Here is a 19,476-nt window from a genome sequence, read left to right on the forward strand (position 1 = left end):
TCGCTAAAATGGGCGGGGCGGTGTGTGAAATCGCCGTGCCGTCCGCCCCGATCCTAGGAATACACCATCATGTCTGCTGCACAGAAGCGTTCCGGCGCCATACGCAAGAGCAAGAAGGGCCCCTCCGTCGGAACCGGCGGATATGGCCGCAAGGCACTCGAGGGCAAGGGCCCCACGCCCAAGGCCGAGGACCGCCCCTACCACAAGGCGTACAAGAACAAGGAGCTCGCCGAGCGCTCCGCCGCCAAGCGCGGCCCGGCCAAGGGTGCTGCTCCCCGTGGCCGCAGCACCGGAGGACGTTCGAAGAACAGCGAAGAGCTGGTCACCGGGCGCAACTCCGTCGTCGAGGCACTTCGCGCCGGCATCCCGACCAAGGCCCTATACATTGCCATCCGTATCGACGTGGACGAGCGTGTCCGCGAAGTCTTGAAGATCGCTGCCGAGCGCGGCATCCCGGTGATGGAAACCGGCAAGCCTGAACTGGACCGGATGACCGACGAGGCCATCCACCAGGGCCTGGTTCTTCAGGTACCGCCGTACAACTACGCCGATGCGCTGGAAACCGTCAAGGCCACCATCTCCAAGTACAACAAGGGCCATATCAAGAACGCCCCGCTATTCATTGCCTTGGACGGAATCACCGATCCGCGCAACCTCGGTGCCATCATTCGCTCGGCCTCGGCCTTCAACGCCCACGCGGTGATTGTTCCCGAGCGCCGCTCGGTGGGCATGACCGCCTCGGCGTGGAAGACCAGCGCCGGTGCCGCGGTGCGTGTCCCGGTTACCCGCGCTCCGAACCTGACTTCCACTCTCAAGGGCATCAAGGAAGCCGGCGTGTTTGTCATCGGACTCGATGGCGAAGGCGACGTTTCGCTTCCGGATCTTGGCCTGGCCACCGATCCCCTGTGCATCGTTGTGGGTTCCGAGGGCAAGGGCCTGTCCCGCCTGGTGCGCGAGAACTGCGACTTGATCGTCTCGATCCCGATCAACTCCAACATGGAGTCGCTGAACGCATCGATGGCAGTTGGCATCACGCTGTACGAGGTTTCGCGCAAGCGCAGCAAGTAGGGCAACACCGTGCACCGGGCACTGCCCGGAAGGCGCTAGGCTTTCATGAAAGTGGTTCGACGTTTCTGGCAAGGATTCGTCGGACCGCTTTCTTCGTTAACGCGGGTTCCGGTGCCCCGTGGCGGCCCAGCGGACTATTCCCAAGCCTGGCGATTCTCGATAGCGTGAGACACAAGGGAACCCCGGGCTCCGGATTGCAGCTGGGGGGGAACTTCTCGTCGCAGCGAAGGGATGGAGAAACGCCATGGGTCCAACGCAGCTAGATGCCGACGACTATGCTCCGCAACGGCTTGAGGAATCCTTGGGTGCACCATTGCACGTGCGGCCCGAGGTCTTGGAAGCGGTTGAACGCGGCGAAGACAAATCCCCGCATGCGGTCCTCGGCCCGCACCTGAACCGCTTGGGTCATGTGGGTGTCCGGACCCTGCAACGCGATGCCCTGGCCATCAACATCCTGACCAAAACCGTGATCGTTCCCATGGCACGCGAACACGGAGACATTTGGGTGGGCCTGCTTGAAGCCAAGGAGATCGGGCGGGTTCCCGATTACCGGATCCAACGCATTGAGCCCGACGGGGTACGGGTGGTCGACGATCCGTACCGGCACACACCTCGCCTTGGCGAGATGGAGCTGCATCGAATCAGGACCGGGGGAGTGCAGGTGCAGGAACTCCTGCTTGGTGCACACCCCCAGCACTACTCATCACCCATGGGGGAGGTGGAAGGCACCGGTTTCGTGGTCAAGCAGGACGAAGCCGTGGCCGTACGTGTGTGCGGCGACTTCAATATCTGGAACGGTTCCTCCCACGCCATGCGCAAGCTTGGAAACAGCGGGATCTGGGAGATCTTCATCCCCGGTGTGGCCATCGGGGCCAAATACCGTTTCGAGTACCTGGAACCCACCGGTACATGGGTTGAGTACGCCGACCCGGTTGGCCATTATTCGACCGAGGATCCGGACACCATCTGTGTGGTCCAACCCGAGGGATTCGAAGCTTAGGAATGCAGGAATTTTCAATGCAATGACCACCCGCCACGGACCGGCAAATGCTGTGGGCCAGTTCACAGGAATCCAATTTGGCAATTTGTGCTGGTTTTGGGCCGTTATATGACCGAGATTCCCCGTGATTCTGCGGTTTGCACGCTTCGCAGGGCGAAGAAAGCCTGCGTTTGGACATTCGGGCGGGTTGCGCGTAGAGTTGTTTCTCGCACCGAGCCCCGCAGCGTAGCCCGAAAGGGAGAGCAGCGGAAGGCGGATGCAAAGAATTCCAAATGAATTTCGGAAGTCGATTTGACTCCGGGTTCGAATGGGACTAAGCTTGAAAAGTTGCTCCAGAGCGAAGCGCCGGCAGGAAACGTCAGTCCGGGTCGTGGAAGTTGGAAGCGTCTGTTGTTTGAGAACTCAATAGTGTGCCAAGTTTGTTGATACCAATTTATTTATTTTATTGGTGAATGGTTTCAGGGTCCGCACCCCCGTGTGGGCGCCTGGGGCAATTTGCCGGGATTTTTTTACTTGGTGCAACCCGCAACCCTTTTTCCAGGGTCGTGTTGGTTGTGTCTGTATTTTTTTACGGAGAGTTTGATCCTGGCTCAGGATGAACGCTGGCGGCGTGCTTAACACATGCAAGTCGAACGATGACTTTTGTGCTTGCACAAGATGATTAGTGGCGAACGGGTGAGTAACACGTGAGTAACCTGCCCCTGACTTCGGGATAAGCCTGGGAAACTGGGTCTAATACCGGATATGCACCGTGGACCGCATGGTCCTTGGTGGAAAGACTTGTTGGTCAGGGATGGACTCGCGGCCTATCAGCTTGTTGGTGAGGTAATGGCTCACCAAGGCGACGACGGGTAGCCGGCCTGAGAGGGTGACCGGCCACACTGGGACTGAGACACGGCCCAGACTCCTACGGGAGGCAGCAGTGGGGAATATTGCACAATGGGCGAAAGCCTGATGCAGCGACGCCGCGTGAGGGATGACGGCCTTCGGGTTGTAAACCTCTTTCAGTAGGGAAGAAGCGAAAGTGACGGTACCTGCAGAAGAAGCGCCGGCTAACTACGTGCCAGCAGCCGCGGTAATACGTAGGGCGCAAGCGTTATCCGGAATTATTGGGCGTAAAGAGCTCGTAGGCGGTTTGTCGCGTCTATCGTGAAAGTCCGAGGCTCAACCTCGGATCTGCGGTGGGTACGGGCAGACTAGAGTGATGTAGGGGAGACTGGAATTCCTGGTGTAGCGGTGAAATGCGCAGATATCAGGAGGAACACCGATGGCGAAGGCAGGTCTCTGGGCATTAACTGACGCTGAGGAGCGAAAGCATGGGGAGCGAACAGGATTAGATACCCTGGTAGTCCATGCCGTAAACGTTGGGCACTAGGTGTGGGGGACATTCCACGTTTTCCGCGCCGTAGCTAACGCATTAAGTGCCCCGCCTGGGGAGTACGGCCGCAAGGCTAAAACTCAAAGGAATTGACGGGGGCCCGCACAAGCGGCGGAGCATGCGGATTAATTCGATGCAACGCGAAGAACCTTACCAAGGCTTGACATGTGCCAGACCGCCGTGGAAACACGGTTTCCCCTTTGGGGCTGGTTCACAGGTGGTGCATGGTTGTCGTCAGCTCGTGTCGTGAGATGTTGGGTTAAGTCCCGCAACGAGCGCAACCCTCGTTCCATGTTGCCAGCGCGTAAAGGCGGGGACTCATGGGAGACTGCCGGGGTCAACTCGGAGGAAGGTGGGGACGACGTCAAATCATCATGCCCCTTATGTCTTGGGCTTCACGCATGCTACAATGGCCGGTACAATGGGTTGCGATACTGTGAGGTGGAGCTAATCCCAAAAAGCCGGTCTCAGTTCGGATTGGGGTCTGCAACTCGACCCCATGAAGTCGGAGTCGCTAGTAATCGCAGATCAGCAACGCTGCGGTGAATACGTTCCCGGGCCTTGTACACACCGCCCGTCAAGTCACGAAAGTTGGTAACACCCGAAGCCGGTGGCCTAACCCCTTGTGGGAGGGAGCCGTCGAAGGTGGGACCGGCGATTGGGACTAAGTCGTAACAAGGTAGCCGTACCGGAAGGTGCGGCTGGATCACCTCCTTTCTAAGGAGCAACTAGCACCAGGTGTGCACGCCAAAGCGCGTGTGTCACGGGTGCTCAGTGCTGCTCGCATCCACCACTTGTGTTGGTGGGCGAGTGCTCAAGGGTGGAATATCAACAAATCACGGCCGTCCATCGCTGGTGGATGGTCTTCTAGTACGCTTCCGGACTTGTCCGGTGGCTGGAACGGGGACCATCGGTGAGCGCGGGTGGTCTTTGGCACACTGTTGGGTCCTGAAACAACAGGCCCCGGCGTTTTCGCTGCCCCTTTGGGGTGTGCGGAGGGCCGGGTTTTGTTTTTTCAGTGTTCCCGCGCATGGCCTAAGCCGACACGTTCCCCTTTGTTGCGGGTGTGTGGGTGGTGGGTGCGACGGGGTTGTTGTTTGGGAACTGCATAGTGGACGCGAGCATCTTGTGAAGCAGGGACTTTGTCCTTGTTTTGCATAAGCAATTTCTTATGAATTATTGAACCTGGTATGCACATCGTTCGCGGTGTGTGTTTCTTGGTTCTTTCGATTGTATGTATGAAGCTCATGTAAATTTTTGACCCTTGTTTGTGGTCAAGTTTTTAAGGGCGCACGGTGGATGCCTTGGCATTGGGAGCCGAAGAAGGACGTGGGAATCTGCGATAAGCCTGGTGGAGTCGATAACCGGACGTTGAGACCAGGATTTCCGAATGGGGAAACCCCGCACCATGTCATGTGGTGCGACCCGCAGCTGAACACATAGGCTGCGTGGAGGGAACGCGGGAAGTGAAACATCTCAGTACCCGCAGGAAGAGAAAACAAAAGTGATTCCGTTAGTAGTGGCGAGCGAACGCGGATGGGGCTAAACCGAGCCATGTGTGATAGCCGGCGGGCGTTGCATGGTCGGGGTTGTGGGACTTTCCATACCAGTTCTGCCGGACTGGTGAAGTGAGGTGCGGGCGCATAGGCGAATCGGCTTGAATGCCGGACCATAGAGGGTGAGAGTCCCGTAGTGCGAATGCGTTCCGCCGCTTTGTGAGAGCATCCCAAGTAGGACGGGGCCCGAGAAATCCCGTTTGAATCCGCCAGGACCACCTGGTAAGCCTAAATACTACCCAATGACCGATAGCGGACAAGTACCGTGAGGGAATGGTGAAAAGTACCCCGGGAGGGGAGTGAAATAGTACCTGAAACCGTGCGCTTACAATCCGTTGGAGCCTCCTTGTTGGGGTGACAGCGTGCCTTTTGAAGAATGAGCCTGCGAGTTAGTGTTACGTCGCGAGGTTAACCCGTGTGGGGAAGCCGTAGCGAAAGCGAGTCTGAATAGGGCGAGTCAGTGGCGTGATCTAGACCCGAAGCGAAGTGATCTACCCATGGCCAGGTTGAAGCGCGTGTAAGAGCGCGTGGAGGACCGAACCCACTTCAGTTGAAAATGGAGGGGATGAGCTGTGGGTAGGGGTGAAAGGCCAATCAAACTTCGTGATAGCTGGTTCTCCCCGAAATGCATTTAGGTGCAGCGTTGCGTGTTTCTTGCCGGAGGTAGAGCTACTGGATGGCTAATGGGCCCTACAAGGTTACTGACGTCAGCCAAACTCCGAATGCCGGCAAGTGAGAGCGCAGCAGTGAGACTGTGGGGGATAAGCTTCATAGTCGAGAGGGAAACAGCCCAGAACGCCAACTAAGGCCCCTAAGCGTGTGCTAAGTGGAAAAGGATGTGGAGTTGCGAAGACAACCAGGAGGTTGGCTTAGAAGCAGCCACCCTTGAAAGAGTGCGTAATAGCTCACTGGTCAAGTGATTCCGCGCCGACAATGTAGCGGGGCTCAAGCACACCGCCGAAGTTGCGTCATTCATATTTTTGGCAGGCCTTCGTGGTCCAGCCGTGTGGATGGGTAGGGGAGCGTCGTGTGGGCAGTGAAGTCGCGGTGTAAACCAGCGGTGGAGCCCACACGAGTGAGAATGCAGGCATGAGTAGCGAATGACGGGTGAGAAACCCGTCCGCCGAATGATCAAGGGTTCCAGGGTCAAGCTAATCTGCCCTGGGTAAGTCGGGACCTAAGGCGAGGCCGACAGGCGTAGTCGATGGACAACGGGTTGATATTCCCGTACCGGCGAAAAACCGCCCATATTGACCTGGTGATGCTAACCACCCCAAGTGCCCACCATCGTTCCTTCGGGAGCGGTACCGGGTGTGCGGCGTGGGACCCGAACCAGGGAGGTAAGCGTATTAACAGGTGTGACGCAGGAAGGTAGCCGAGCCAGGCAATGGAATTGACCTGGTCCAAGGATGTAGGGCGAGTCATAGGCAAATCCGTGACTCATGATGCCTGAGATCCGATAGGCGCCCCCCTTGGGGGGTGATTCGGTGATCCTATGCTGCCAAGAAAAGCATCGACGCGAGGTTTTAGCCGCCCGTACCCCAAACCGACACAGGTGATCAGGTAGAGAATACTAAGGCGATCGAGAGAATCATGGTTAAGGAACTCGGCAAAATGCCCCCGTAACTTCGGGAGAAGGGGGGCCTGCCCCGTGATGGAACCATGCGTTCCGGAGCGGGTGTGGGCCGCAGAGACCAGGGGGAAGCGACTGTTTACTAAAAACACAGGTCCGTGCGAAGTCGCAAGACGATGTATACGGACTGACTCCTGCCCGGTGCTGGAAGGTTAAGAGGACCGGTTAGCCCCTTCGGGGGCGAAGCTGAGAATTTAAGCCCCAGTAAACGGCGGTGGTAACTATAACCATCCTAAGGTAGCGAAATTCCTTGTCGGGTAAGTTCCGACCTGCACGAATGGAGTAACGACTTCCCCGCTGTCTCAACCATGAACTCGGCGAAATTGCACTACGAGTAAAGATGCTCGTTACGCGCAGCAGGACGGAAAGACCCCGAGACCTTTACTATAGTTTGGTATTGGTGTTCGGTGCAGCTTGTGTAGGATAGGTGGGAGACGTTGAAGCCCGGACGCCAGTTCGGGTGGAGTCATCGTTGAAATACCACTCTGGCTGTACCGGTCACCTAACTTCGGCCCATGATCTGGGTCAGGGACAGTGCCTGATGGGTAGTTTAACTGGGGCGGTTGCCTCCTAAAGAGTAACGGAGGCGCCCAAAGGTTCCCTCAGCCTGGTTGGCAATCAGGTGTCGAGTGTAAGTGCACAAGGGAGCTTGACTGTGAGAGCGACAGCTCGAGCAGGGACGAAAGTCGGGACTAGTGATCCGGCGGCACGTTGTGGAACGGCCGTCGCTCAACGGATAAAAGGTACCTCGGGGATAACAGGCTGATCTTGCCCAAGAGTCCATATCGACGGCATGGTTTGGCACCTCGATGTCGGCTCGTCGCATCCTGGGGCTGGAGTAGGTCCCAAGGGTTGGGCTGTTCGCCCATTAAAGCGGTACGCGAGCTGGGTTTAGAACGTCGTGAGACAGTTCGGTCCCTATCCGCTGCGCGCGCAGGAAATTTGAGAAGGGCTGTCCTTAGTACGAGAGGACCGGGACGGACGAACCTCTGGTGTGTCAGTTGTACTGCCAAGTGCACCGCTGATTAGCTACGTTCGGAAGGGATAACCGCTGAAAGCATCTAAGCGGGAAGCCCACTTCAAGATGAGATTTCCACGCCACCTTGTGTGGCGAGAGGCCCCCAGCCAGACCACTGGGTTGATAGGCGGGATGTGGAAGCGAGGACCAAAGACTCGTGAAGCTGACCCGTACTAATAGGCCGACAACTTCAACCACAAACACCACACCACCCCCCTGGGGTGGTTGGCAAGATACGCTGCGTCCACTATGCGGTCCCGAAACAACAACCCTGTTGTCGCGGAACCACAACAACACAACAACCACTATTGTGGTCGTAACCCATTTTTCACGCCCCCGGAGAACCTCCGGGCAGTGCGTGGCTAGAGTTACGGCGGTCATAGCGTGGGGGAAACGCCCGGTCCCATACCGAACCCGGAAGCTAAGACCCACCGCGCCGATGGTACTGCACTCGGGAGGGTGTGGGAGAGTAGGTCACCGCCGGACACCCTGTCCCGGAACCCCCAAGCCTGTGGCTTGGGGGTTCCGATGCTTAACGCCCGTTCCCGGCCCCCGGCACCCGCCGGGGGCCGCACCCGCTTAAGGACCGGCACCCGGCCGGCCCCGCGGGAACCAGGGCACCGGACCGGACGTCTCGCAAGCCACCTTCATGGCCAAAGCCGTTGATGGCGGACGTCGTATTGTGCCGTGCCAGGTGTTCTGGCGGGACCGGCAGACACCGATCATCACTGCGGTTCCGGGATACCTCTGCGATCCATTGCTTGACTCCTGCCCATTGAAGTTTCGAATCTGAAGCGCTTGTCATGGTCGGATGGTTAACGACTTGCTGGACTTCGTCGTTTGAAATGACTGGTCCGCGCTGATGCATATTGCCTGGACCCTGCGCAGCTGCAAGGACTGAACCCATGCACGCGAACCTGTCGCCACTGCAAATCGAGGAGATGCCTGAATGGATCGCCCCGATTAAAGCTAAGTACATCGTTAGTCGAATGACCGCCGGCGAGTCACCGTCGGAGGCGAAAGCGGCTGCAGACACAAGCTTGGCGCAGAAATACCCCCAATGGCCGGCACCGAGAGAATCAATTGGTGTTCAACGTCGTTGCCGATGACGATGCAGTTGGTTAGCTCTGGGTCGGCCCGCAAACCAATGACCGTGCCGGCAAATGGTGGGTTTGGGATGTAGAAATCTGTGAGCCGTTCCAACGCAGGGGATACGGACGAGATGCCATGCTGCTGGCCGAGCACGAGGCGAGATGAGCCGGGGCCATTGAACTTGCCCAAACGTCTTCGGGTACGACGTCGGCGCCCGCAAGCTCTGTGAGTCCCCGGGCTATGAATCGATATCCATTGGTTTGGAGAAGCATCTCGGACCAGGAAAACGTGGCTGTGACTGCCCTCACCGGCCAATAGGCGGCTATTCGTTCGCGCGGAGCCCATCGTTCCGCTATAGTTATTTATGAAGAACCACAGCACTTGTTGTGACTCGATAAAAGCCACCAGCGTTCCTGAATAAGGAATGCGCGGTAATAGAGTTACGGCGGTCATAGCGTGGGGGAAACGCCCGGTCCCATACCGAACCCGGAAGCTAAGACCCACTGCGCCGATGGTACTGCACTCGGGAGGGTGTGGGAGAGTAGGTCACCGCCGGACATAACGTCCCGGAACCCCTGAACATAATTGTTCGGGGGTTCCGATGTTTAACAGGCGAGAGCCTGAATCCAGACCTCGGTTCCGGATGACACTTGGGCCCATAAGAGCCTATAGAAGTGTGTCTGGCCGGGTGCGTTACCTGAGGCCTTGGCCTGCCGGACAGAACCTAAGCAGGGCCAGTCGGCCCATCCCTTCAGTGTCAGCGGATCGTGCGCTTGTCTTGCTGTCTGGCATCAGTGGAGATCAACGACGTCGGCTACTGGCGTTTTGGCTCGAAGCTGCCGCTTGATTCTCATTCTCGCCCCTTCTCGGAAATATCCGCGAGGGAGCGATTGCGGTTAGTGGCTCATGGATGGAACCGCTCATCGGATTGGACGATGCCAGAGCCGCGCTGATCCTGGAAGGCGCACAGGATTGAAGCCGGAAGCTGGATCTCACCGCGTTTCATTAATCCGCTTAAGCTGTTGTGGCGAAAGTCCTGACGCTGGATGCATACGGTGCCTGCCATATGGCGGACCGAGTCGCTGCCTCCTCTGTTGCTCGGGCATTGGTAGCGGGCAACCATTCCGCCGGCTAGCGTTTGAACAACCTGTTCATGGTTACAGCGGTAAACCCGATGGGCTCCTCGTTCGTGTGGACGAACACCTGTAGCAAGCAGAATGCAGCTCCTGGATATTTAGTATTCGCGACGGTCGATATCGTGCGTGGAATGCCAGCAACTCCGCCGGCTCGAACGATTCGACGACTCGACAGCTTGCGATGGCCTTGCACCCAGTTCCACGAACGTCGGATCTTCGCTACGCATGCACCGGTCTGCAGTGGGAAACGGTCGGACAACCAGCGGGATGAGCCGCTCTGGCATATGCGATTCCAGGGGTTGCCGTACTCCTTGGCACATCCCTGAGCCAAGAGAACAACAATGTGGGTTGAAGTGCTCCAAGGCTTTCGGACAGGTTCTTGAGATCGCCGTTGTGCATGACGATGCCTTGCTGCACGCATTCTCGTGCGGAAGGATGTAGTGACGGGAGCCCCACTTGTTGAACAACTGCAGCCAGCATATGAAGTCTCCTCGCGTCCGTGCCCAAACTACCCCTGGTGTGGAACACGTGAGGCAGACCTTTATCAAGCGCTTTGAATGCAGCATTGCAAATACGTGGACCTTCTTGATGGATAACCTTGACCAACCAGAAGCCGGAGAATGCCACTGAGGGAGGATCCGCCATCCACGGGACCCTGGAAATGTTTGACGGTCGGGTATGCCTTCGATTCGAGCTCAACGTGGATCATACAGTCGAGAGTGTCTGGCGGGCGCTCAGCGTAGCCGATGAACTTCGGCGATGGTTCATCGGAGCAGTTGACTGGACCCCAGAAGCGGGGAGACCTTCGAATCAGGAGGTGCCCTGCTTGAGGTGACCGAAGTTGATGCGCCGCATCACTTGGCCTGAACATATGCCGGCCAATTGCAAAGCTTTGAGCTTGCGGATGTGGGAGACGGTTGCAGGTCTGCCTTCGTCCTAGTCTTCGATGAGCTTCCACTTGCAGTGCAGACTGCAGCGGGGTGGGAAAGCTATCTCATGCGACTTGATCCGTATCTTCGTGGTGAGCAGCTAACCGAGGCGAATGCACGTGGGTGGTGGGCCGAGAGCCATGAACTCTATGCCGAACGTTTCAGAGTTGACCCGGAACCAGGCCGCAAGTTCGCCGAGGCATTGCGTTCGGCCGAATCATGCGACTGCAAATTCGGGCCTTGCCTTGCACCCGCCCGTTGAAATAGATCCCTTTATGCACTGACGCTCGACCACATCTCTCGTGGAGGGAATGCGGTCCATCCCCGGTGACGCTCTTCTGTTCAACAGCTCGCCACCGCGACTGAGGCAAGGTGCCATTTGAGGATCAGGCCGCATTGGCCATCTAAGGTGTCGCCGGGGTCACAATGTCACTTTTGGGGTTCCGGTGGTCAAAACCGCCCCCAAGGGCCGCTTCCGGGCTTCTATCCCGCGGTTTTTAGCGAAGAGAGGGCACGATTTGCGGTGGTGGGAAATGGTGTGTATAGTTTTCTAAGTCGCCGCGAGGGACACAGCGGGAAAGCCGCTGGAGGAATCGCCGGGCGACCGAAATCTCTACCAAAACCCCCACCCAGGATTTTCCCGGTGCCTTCGTGCGCCGGAAAAAGTACGGCGGGAATCGCATGCTAGACCAGGTCGGGCCGGAAACGGTGGATTTGCGTCGGGACACGCGGTGGGGTAAGGTAGACAAGTTGCTCCAGAGCGAAGCGCCGGCAGGAAACGTCAGTCCGGGTCGTGGAAGTTGGAAGCGTCTGTTGTTTGAGAACTCAATAGTGTGCCAAGTTTGTTGATACCAATTTATTTATTTTATTGGTGAATGGTTTCAGGGTCCGCACCCCCGTGTGGGCGCCTGGGGCAATTTGCCGGGATTTTTTTACTTGGTGCAACCCGCAACCCTTTTTCCAGGGTCGTGTTGGTTGTGTCTGTATTTTTTTACGGAGAGTTTGATCCTGGCTCAGGATGAACGCTGGCGGCGTGCTTAACACATGCAAGTCGAACGATGACTTTTGTGCTTGCACAAGATGATTAGTGGCGAACGGGTGAGTAACACGTGAGTAACCTGCCCCTGACTTCGGGATAAGCCTGGGAAACTGGGTCTAATACCGGATATGCACCGTGGACCGCATGGTCCTTGGTGGAAAGACTTGTTGGTCAGGGATGGACTCGCGGCCTATCAGCTTGTTGGTGAGGTAATGGCTCACCAAGGCGACGACGGGTAGCCGGCCTGAGAGGGTGACCGGCCACACTGGGACTGAGACACGGCCCAGACTCCTACGGGAGGCAGCAGTGGGGAATATTGCACAATGGGCGAAAGCCTGATGCAGCGACGCCGCGTGAGGGATGACGGCCTTCGGGTTGTAAACCTCTTTCAGTAGGGAAGAAGCGAAAGTGACGGTACCTGCAGAAGAAGCGCCGGCTAACTACGTGCCAGCAGCCGCGGTAATACGTAGGGCGCAAGCGTTATCCGGAATTATTGGGCGTAAAGAGCTCGTAGGCGGTTTGTCGCGTCTATCGTGAAAGTCCGAGGCTCAACCTCGGATCTGCGGTGGGTACGGGCAGACTAGAGTGATGTAGGGGAGACTGGAATTCCTGGTGTAGCGGTGAAATGCGCAGATATCAGGAGGAACACCGATGGCGAAGGCAGGTCTCTGGGCATTAACTGACGCTGAGGAGCGAAAGCATGGGGAGCGAACAGGATTAGATACCCTGGTAGTCCATGCCGTAAACGTTGGGCACTAGGTGTGGGGGACATTCCACGTTTTCCGCGCCGTAGCTAACGCATTAAGTGCCCCGCCTGGGGAGTACGGCCGCAAGGCTAAAACTCAAAGGAATTGACGGGGGCCCGCACAAGCGGCGGAGCATGCGGATTAATTCGATGCAACGCGAAGAACCTTACCAAGGCTTGACATGTGCCAGACCGCCGTGGAAACACGGTTTCCCCTTTGGGGCTGGTTCACAGGTGGTGCATGGTTGTCGTCAGCTCGTGTCGTGAGATGTTGGGTTAAGTCCCGCAACGAGCGCAACCCTCGTTCCATGTTGCCAGCGCGTAAAGGCGGGGACTCATGGGAGACTGCCGGGGTCAACTCGGAGGAAGGTGGGGACGACGTCAAATCATCATGCCCCTTATGTCTTGGGCTTCACGCATGCTACAATGGCCGGTACAATGGGTTGCGATACTGTGAGGTGGAGCTAATCCCAAAAAGCCGGTCTCAGTTCGGATTGGGGTCTGCAACTCGACCCCATGAAGTCGGAGTCGCTAGTAATCGCAGATCAGCAACGCTGCGGTGAATACGTTCCCGGGCCTTGTACACACCGCCCGTCAAGTCACGAAAGTTGGTAACACCCGAAGCCGGTGGCCTAACCCCTTGTGGGAGGGAGCCGTCGAAGGTGGGACCGGCGATTGGGACTAAGTCGTAACAAGGTAGCCGTACCGGAAGGTGCGGCTGGATCACCTCCTTTCTAAGGAGCAACTAGCACCAGGTGTGCACGCCAAAGCGCGTGTGTCACGGGTGCTCAGTGCTGCTCGCATCCACCACTTGTGTTGGTGGGCGAGTGCTCAAGGGTGGAATATCAACAAATCACGGCCGTCCATCGCTGGTGGATGGTCTTCTAGTACGCTTCCGGACTTGTCCGGTGGCTGGAACGGGGACCATCGGTGAGCGCGGGTGGTCTTTGGCACACTGTTGGGTCCTGAAACAACAGGCCCCGGCGTTTTCGCTGCCCCTTTGGGGTGTGCGGAGGGCCGGGTTTTGTTTTTTCAGTGTTCCCGCGCATGGCCTAAGCCGACACGTTCCCCTTTGTTGCGGGTGTGTGGGTGGTGGGTGCGACGGGGTTGTTGTTTGGGAACTGCATAGTGGACGCGAGCATCTTGTGAAGCAGGGACTTTGTCCTTGTTTTGCATAAGCAATTTCTTATGAATTATTGAACCTGGTATGCGCATCGTTCGCGGTGTGTGTTTCTTGGTTCTTTCGATTGTATGTATGAAGCTCATGTAAATTTTTGACCCTTGTTTGTGGTCAAGTTTTTAAGGGCGCACGGTGGATGCCTTGGCATTGGGAGCCGAAGAAGGACGTGGGAATCTGCGATAAGCCTGGTGGAGTCGATAACCGGACGTTGAGACCAGGATTTCCGAATGGGGAAACCCCGCACCATGTCATGTGGTGCGACCCGCAGCTGAACACATAGGCTGCGTGGAGGGAACGCGGGGAAGTGAAACATCTCAGTACCCGCAGGAAGAGAAAACAAAAGTGATTCCGTTAGTAGTGGCGAGCGAACGCGGATGGGGCTAAACCGAGCCATGTGTGATAGCCGGCGGGCGTTGCATGGTCGGGGTTGTGGGACTTTCCATACCAGTTCTGCCGGACTGGTGAAGTGAGGTGCGGGCGCATAGGCGAATCGGCTTGAATGCCGGACCATAGAGGGTGAGAGTCCCGTAGTGCGAATGCGTTCCGCCGCTTTGTGAGAGCATCCCAAGTAGGACGGGGCCCGAGAAATCCCGTTTGAATCCGCCAGGACCACCTGGTAAGCCTAAATACTACCCAATGACCGATAGCGGACAAGTACCGTGAGGGAATGGTGAAAAGTACCCCGGGAGGGGAGTGAAATAGTACCTGAAACCGTGCGCTTACAATCCGTTGGAGCCTCCTTGTTGGGGTGACAGCGTGCCTTTTGAAGAATGAGCCTGCGAGTTAGTGTTACGTCGCGAGGTTAACCCGTGTGGGGAAGCCGTAGCGAAAGCGAGTCTGAATAGGGCGAGTCAGTGGCGTGATCTAGACCCGAAGCGAAGTGATCTACCCATGGCCAGGTTGAAGCGCGTGTAAGAGCGCGTGGAGGACCGAACCCACTTCAGTTGAAAATGGAGGGGATGAGCTGTGGGTAGGGGTGAAAGGCCAATCAAACTTCGTGATAGCTGGTTCTCCCCGAAATGCATTTAGGTGCAGCGTTGCGTGTTTCTTGCCGGAGGTAGAGCTACTGGATGGCTAATGGGCCCTACAAGGTTACTGACGTCAGCCAAACTCCGAATGCCGGCAAGTGAGAGCGCAGCAGTGAGACTGTGGGGGATAAGCTTCATAGTCGAGAGGGAAACAGCCCAGAACGCCAACTAAGGCCCCTAAGCGTGTGCTAAGTGGAAAAGGATGTGGAGTTGCGAAGACAACCAGGAGGTTGGCTTAGAAGCAGCCACCCTTGAAAGAGTGCGTAATAGCTCACTGGTCAAGTGATTCCGCGCCGACAATGTAGCGGGGCTCAAGCACACCGCCGAAGTTGCGTCATTCATATTTTTGGCAGGCCTTCGTGGTCCAGCCGTGTGGATGGGTAGGGGAGCGTCGTGTGGGCAGTGAAGTCGCGGTGTAAACCAGCGGTGGAGCCCACACGAGTGAGAATGCAGGCATGAGTAGCGAATGACGGGTGAGAAACCCGTCCGCCGAATGATCAAGGGTTCCAGGGTCAAGCTAATCTGCCCTGGGTAAGTCGGGACCTAAGGCGAGGCCGACAGGCGTAGTCGATGGACAACGGGTTGATATTCCCGTACCGGCGAAAAACCGCCCATATTGACCTGGTGATGCTAACCACCCCAAGTGCCCACCATCGTTCCTTCGGGAGCGGTACCGGGTGTGCGGCGTGGGACCCGAACCAGGGAGGTAAGCGTATTAACAGGTGTGACGCAGGAAGGTAGCCGAGCCAGGCAATGGAATTGACCTGGTCCAAGGATGTAGGGCGAGTCATAGGCAAATCCGTGACTCATGATGCCTGAGATCCGATAGGCGCCCCCCTTGGGGGGTGATTCGGTGATCCTATGCTGCCAAGAAAAGCATCGACGCGAGGTTTTAGCCGCCCGTACCCCAAACCGACACAGGTGATCAGGTAGAGAATACTAAGGCGATCGAGAGAATCATGGTTAAGGAACTCGGCAAAATGCCCCCGTAACTTCGGGAGAAGGGGGGCCTGCCCCGTGATGGGACCTAGCGTTCCGGAGCGGGTGTGGGCCGCAGAGACCAGGGGGAAGCGACTGTTTACTAAAAACACAGGTCCGTGCGAAGTCGCAAGACGATGTATACGGACTGACTCCTGCCCGGTGCTGGAAGGTTAAGAGGACCGGTTAGCCCACTTGTGGGCGAAGCTGAGAATTTAAGCCCCAGTAAACGGCGGTGGTAACTATAACCATCCTAAGGTAGCGAAATTCCTTGTCGGGTAAGTTCCGACCTGCACGAATGGAGTAACGACTTCCCCGCTGTCTCAACCATGAACTCGGCGAAATTGCACTACGAGTAAAGATGCTCGTTACGCGCAGCAGGACGGAAAGACCCCGAGACCTTTACTATAGTTTGGTATTGGTGTTCGGTGCAGCTTGTGTAGGATAGGTGGGAGACGTTGAAGCCCGGACGCCAGTTCGGGTGGAGTCATCGTTGAAATACCACTCTGGCTGTACCGGTCACCTAACTTCGGCCCATGATCTGGGTCAGGGACAGTGCCTGATGGGTAGTTTAACTGGGGCGGTTGCCTCCTAAAGAGTAACGGAGGCGCCCAAAGGTTCCCTCAGCCTGGTTGGCAATCAGGTGTCGAGTGTAAGTGCACAAGGGAGCTTGACTGTGAGAGCGACAGCTCGAGCAGGGACGAAAGTCGGGACTAGTGATCCGGCGGCACGTTGTGGAACGGCCGTCGCTCAACGGATAAAAGGTACCTCGGGGATAACAGGCTGATCTTGCCCAAGAGTCCATATCGACGGCATGGTTTGGCACCTCGATGTCGGCTCGTCGCATCCTGGGGCTGGAGTAGGTCCCAAGGGTTGGGCTGTTCGCCCATTAAAGCGGTACGCGAGCTGGGTTTAGAACGTCGTGAGACAGTTCGGTCCCTATCCGCTGCGCGCGCAGGAAATTTGAGAAGGGCTGTCCTTAGTACGAGAGGACCGGGACGGACGAACCTCTGGTGTGTCAGTTGTACTGCCAAGTGCACCGCTGATTAGCTACGTTCGGAAGGGATAACCGCTGAAAGCATCTAAGCGGGAAGCCCACTTCAAGATGAGATTTCCACGCCACCTTGTGTGGCGAGAGGCCCCCAGCCAGACCACTGGGTTGATAGGCGGGATGTGGAAGCGAGGACCAAAGACTCGTGAAGCTGACCCGTACTAATAGGCCGACAACTTCAACCACAAACACCACACCACCCCCTTTGTTGGGTGGTTGGCAAGATACGCTGCGTCCACTATGCGGTCCCGAAACAACAACCCTGTTGTCGCGGAACCACAACAACACAACAACCACTATTGTGGTCGTAACCCATTTTTCACGCCCCCGGACCACCTCCGGGCAGTGCGTGGCTAGAGTTACGGCGGTCATAGCGTGGGGGAAACGCCCGGTCCCATACCGAACCCGGAAGCTAAGACCCACCGCGCCGATGGTACTGCACTCGGGAGGGTGTGGGAGAGTAGGTCACCGCCGGACACCCTGTCCCGGAACCCCCAAGCCTGTGGCTTGGGGGTTCCGATGCTTAACGCCCGTTCCCGGCCCCCGGCACCCGCCGGGGGCCGCACCCGCTTAAGGACCGGCACCGCAGGCCGGGCCCGCGGGAACCAGGGCACCGGGCCGGACGTCTCGCAAGCCACCTTCATGGCCAAAGCCGTTAGGGTTGAGGAATGGACGGACTATTTTCACACGCGGCATCGGCCAATGAGCCAAGCTCCCAAGACGGTTACCACTTGCCGGAGCATCGGCATACGGTGAACGTTCCGGTATCAGCAGACCAGGCATTTGAAGGCTTCTCCGAGTACATCCACCTCTGGTGGCCTGTAGGCAAATTCTCGCAGTTCGGCCCGGGCAGCCATGTGACCTTCGAACGGGGGAGTCTGCTTGAGGAGTCGGAAGACGGAGACCAGCACCTCTGGGGCAAGGTCGTTCACCTCGAAGCACCAGATAGCATCGTCCTGGACTTCACCCTCGGCATGGAAACAGCCCCGCCCACCCATTTGAGCCTGGAATTCCACGAACAAGGCAGCGGAACCGAAGTGGTCCTGACACATGACGGTTGGGCTTCCGGGGAGATCGGCCAGCAGCAATACGATCGGTACACGGACTGGCCCGAGGTCCTCGAGTATTATGCTCGCTTTATGGGAGCCAGCGGCCAGGCCGAGCGCTAAGCCCCCTGACACAGACGGCTGTGCCCCCCCATGACGTCACAGCCATAGCCAAGATGCTTCGAAAGGGCGGCATGAGCCAACAAATCGCCGATGTGGCGTTGATTGAAGACCTGGTCCAGCACATCGGTGAGGGAGCTGTATCAACCGACCCCACGGTGCTTCAGTCCCACAGCCACGACTTCGGGAAGATCGTCGACCACGAGCTGCCCTTGGCCGTGGTCTTTGCCGAGCGCGTGGAAGACGTCCAGGCGGCCCTGCGGCTCGCCTCGGCGGCCGGGGTCAGGGTTGTGCCGCGCGGGGCCGGGACGGGCGTCTCAGGCGGCGCCCATGCAGTGGCGCGCTGCATCGTGCTCTCACTCGAACGCATGAATCGGATCCTGGAGATCCGCGCGGAAGACGAAGTGGCAGTGGTGCAGCCCGGAGTCATCAACGCGGTGCTGAACAGGGCCGTCGCCAAGCACGGTCTCATGTATGCGCCTGACCCGGCCAGCTACAAGGAATCGACCATCGGCGGAAACGTGGCCACCAATGCCGGGGGACTGCGTTGCGCCAAATATGGGGTCACCACCGACTCGGTCCTTGGCCTGGAGGTCGTGCTGGCCGACGGCACCTTGATCAGCACCGGGCGAAACACCTTCAAGGGTGTCGCCGGCTACGACCTGACCTCGCTGTTGGTTGGCTCGGAAGGTACCCTGGCGGTTGTCGTCTCCGTGACCGTTCGCCTGCGTTACCTCAGTGAAAGGACCTGCTCCATCGCCGCGGTGTTCACGGATGTCGTCCAGGCTGCGGCCGGGGTAGTGGCGATCGCCCGGGTGCGCGTGCAGCCGGCGATCCTGGAGTTGCTGGATATCGGGACCATGCGTGTGCTGGATGCGGCCTACGGCTCGGACCTCAGCGCCCGCGGCGGCGCGCTGCTGCTGGTGCGTACGGACGGACACGGAGCGGAGATCGAGGCGGGTATCGTGCGCTCGGCGTTGGAGGGCCTCGGGGCCCAGGTGAGCGAACCCGACGACGAGGAAGCCGTGCGGTTGATCGAGATGCGCCGCGCCAGCCGCGGCGATGGCCAGGACGACCAGTACCGGGTTGGCGAGGACATCGCGGTGCCCCGGTCGGCCATGGTCGACTACATGGGGACCCTGGACAGGATTGCGGCCAGCAACAACGTCATGGTGCGCATCGTCGCCCACGCCGGTGACGGCAACCTGCATCCCACCTTCTGGGTGGACCCCGACGAAGGAACCGAGGGCGTGGCCCGGCTCGATGCAGCCCTTGACGAGTCCATCCGCGCTGCGTTGGAGGTGGGCGGAACCATCACCGGTGAGCACGGCGTGGGCACCGTGAAGCGCGAATGGCTGGCGTGGGAACAGTCCGAGGAAGTGCTGGAACTGCAGCGAAAGATCAAGGCTGTCTTCGACCCGCAGGGCATCCTGAACCCCGGCAAGGCGATCGTGTGATGTAGAGCCAACGGCTTCGATT

At 58.0% G+C, this 19,476-nt stretch carries 5 protein-coding genes and 7 rRNA genes; 11 read left to right on the forward strand and 1 reads right to left on the reverse strand.

The window, feature by feature from the left end; genetic code table 11:
* The first annotated feature begins 69 nt into the window (after nucleotides 1–69).
* From rlmB to rrf (FPY90_RS16825), 5 genes are all read left to right on the forward strand, one after another.
* Nucleotides 70–1,068, forward strand: a complete 999-nt coding sequence (gene rlmB / locus FPY90_RS16805) for a 23S rRNA (guanosine(2251)-2'-O)-methyltransferase RlmB (protein WP_071214869.1) — start codon at nucleotides 70–72, stop codon at nucleotides 1,066–1,068.
* Nucleotides 1,069–1,312: 244 nt separating this feature from the next.
* The gene (locus FPY90_RS16810) at nucleotides 1,313–2,068 is read left to right on the forward strand and encodes a GlgB N-terminal domain-containing protein (RefSeq protein WP_083411222.1); all 756 of its coding nucleotides are present in this window, start codon (nucleotides 1,313–1,315) and stop codon (nucleotides 2,066–2,068) included.
* Between the two features lie 567 nt (nucleotides 2,069–2,635).
* Nucleotides 2,636–4,163: ribosomal RNA gene (locus FPY90_RS16815) — 16S ribosomal RNA — on the forward strand.
* A 555-nt stretch (nucleotides 4,164–4,718) separates the two neighbouring features.
* A 23S ribosomal RNA gene (locus FPY90_RS16820) occupies nucleotides 4,719–7,850 on the forward strand.
* 172 nt (nucleotides 7,851–8,022) lie between these two features.
* Nucleotides 8,023–8,139: ribosomal RNA gene (rrf, locus tag FPY90_RS16825) — 5S ribosomal RNA — on the forward strand.
* A gap of 495 nt (nucleotides 8,140–8,634) precedes the next feature.
* Here rrf (FPY90_RS16825) and FPY90_RS16830 read toward each other — a convergent pair.
* The gene (locus tag FPY90_RS16830) at nucleotides 8,635–8,898 is read right to left on the reverse strand and encodes a hypothetical protein (protein ID WP_498682272.1); all 264 of its coding nucleotides are present in this window, start codon (nucleotides 8,896–8,898) and stop codon (nucleotides 8,635–8,637) included.
* Nucleotides 8,899–9,186: 288 nt separating this feature from the next.
* On the opposite strand from FPY90_RS16830, the gene rrf (FPY90_RS16835) reads away from it, so the two are divergent.
* The 6 genes from rrf (FPY90_RS16835) to FPY90_RS16860 all read left to right on the forward strand — a co-directional run bounded on the left by rrf (FPY90_RS16835) (nucleotide 9,187) and on the right by FPY90_RS16860 (nucleotide 19,454).
* Nucleotides 9,187–9,303 (forward strand): 5S ribosomal RNA (gene rrf / locus FPY90_RS16835).
* Together the 16S, 23S and 5S rRNA genes form the textbook arrangement of a ribosomal RNA operon.
* Before the next feature lie 2,497 nt (nucleotides 9,304–11,800).
* Nucleotides 11,801–13,328 (forward strand): 16S ribosomal RNA (locus FPY90_RS16840).
* Between the two features lie 555 nt (nucleotides 13,329–13,883).
* Nucleotides 13,884–17,016 (forward strand): 23S ribosomal RNA (locus tag FPY90_RS16845).
* Nucleotides 17,017–17,191: 175 nt separating this feature from the next.
* Nucleotides 17,192–17,308, forward strand: a 5S ribosomal RNA gene (gene rrf, locus FPY90_RS16850).
* A 191-nt stretch (nucleotides 17,309–17,499) separates the two neighbouring features.
* Nucleotides 17,500–18,000 (forward strand): SRPBCC domain-containing protein, encoded by a 501-nt coding sequence (locus FPY90_RS16855; RefSeq protein WP_498682275.1) that lies wholly within the window; start codon nucleotides 17,500–17,502, stop codon nucleotides 17,998–18,000.
* Between the two features lie 71 nt (nucleotides 18,001–18,071).
* Nucleotides 18,072–19,454: an FAD-binding oxidoreductase gene (locus tag FPY90_RS16860; protein ID WP_498682278.1), complete on the forward strand. Its 1,383-nt coding sequence runs from the start codon at nucleotides 18,072–18,074 to the stop codon at nucleotides 19,452–19,454.
* Nucleotides 19,455–19,476 lie beyond the last annotated feature (22 nt).

Source organism: Arthrobacter sp. C2 (assembly GCA_024207135.1).
Classification (GTDB): domain Bacteria; phylum Actinomycetota; class Actinomycetes; order Actinomycetales; family Micrococcaceae; genus Paeniglutamicibacter.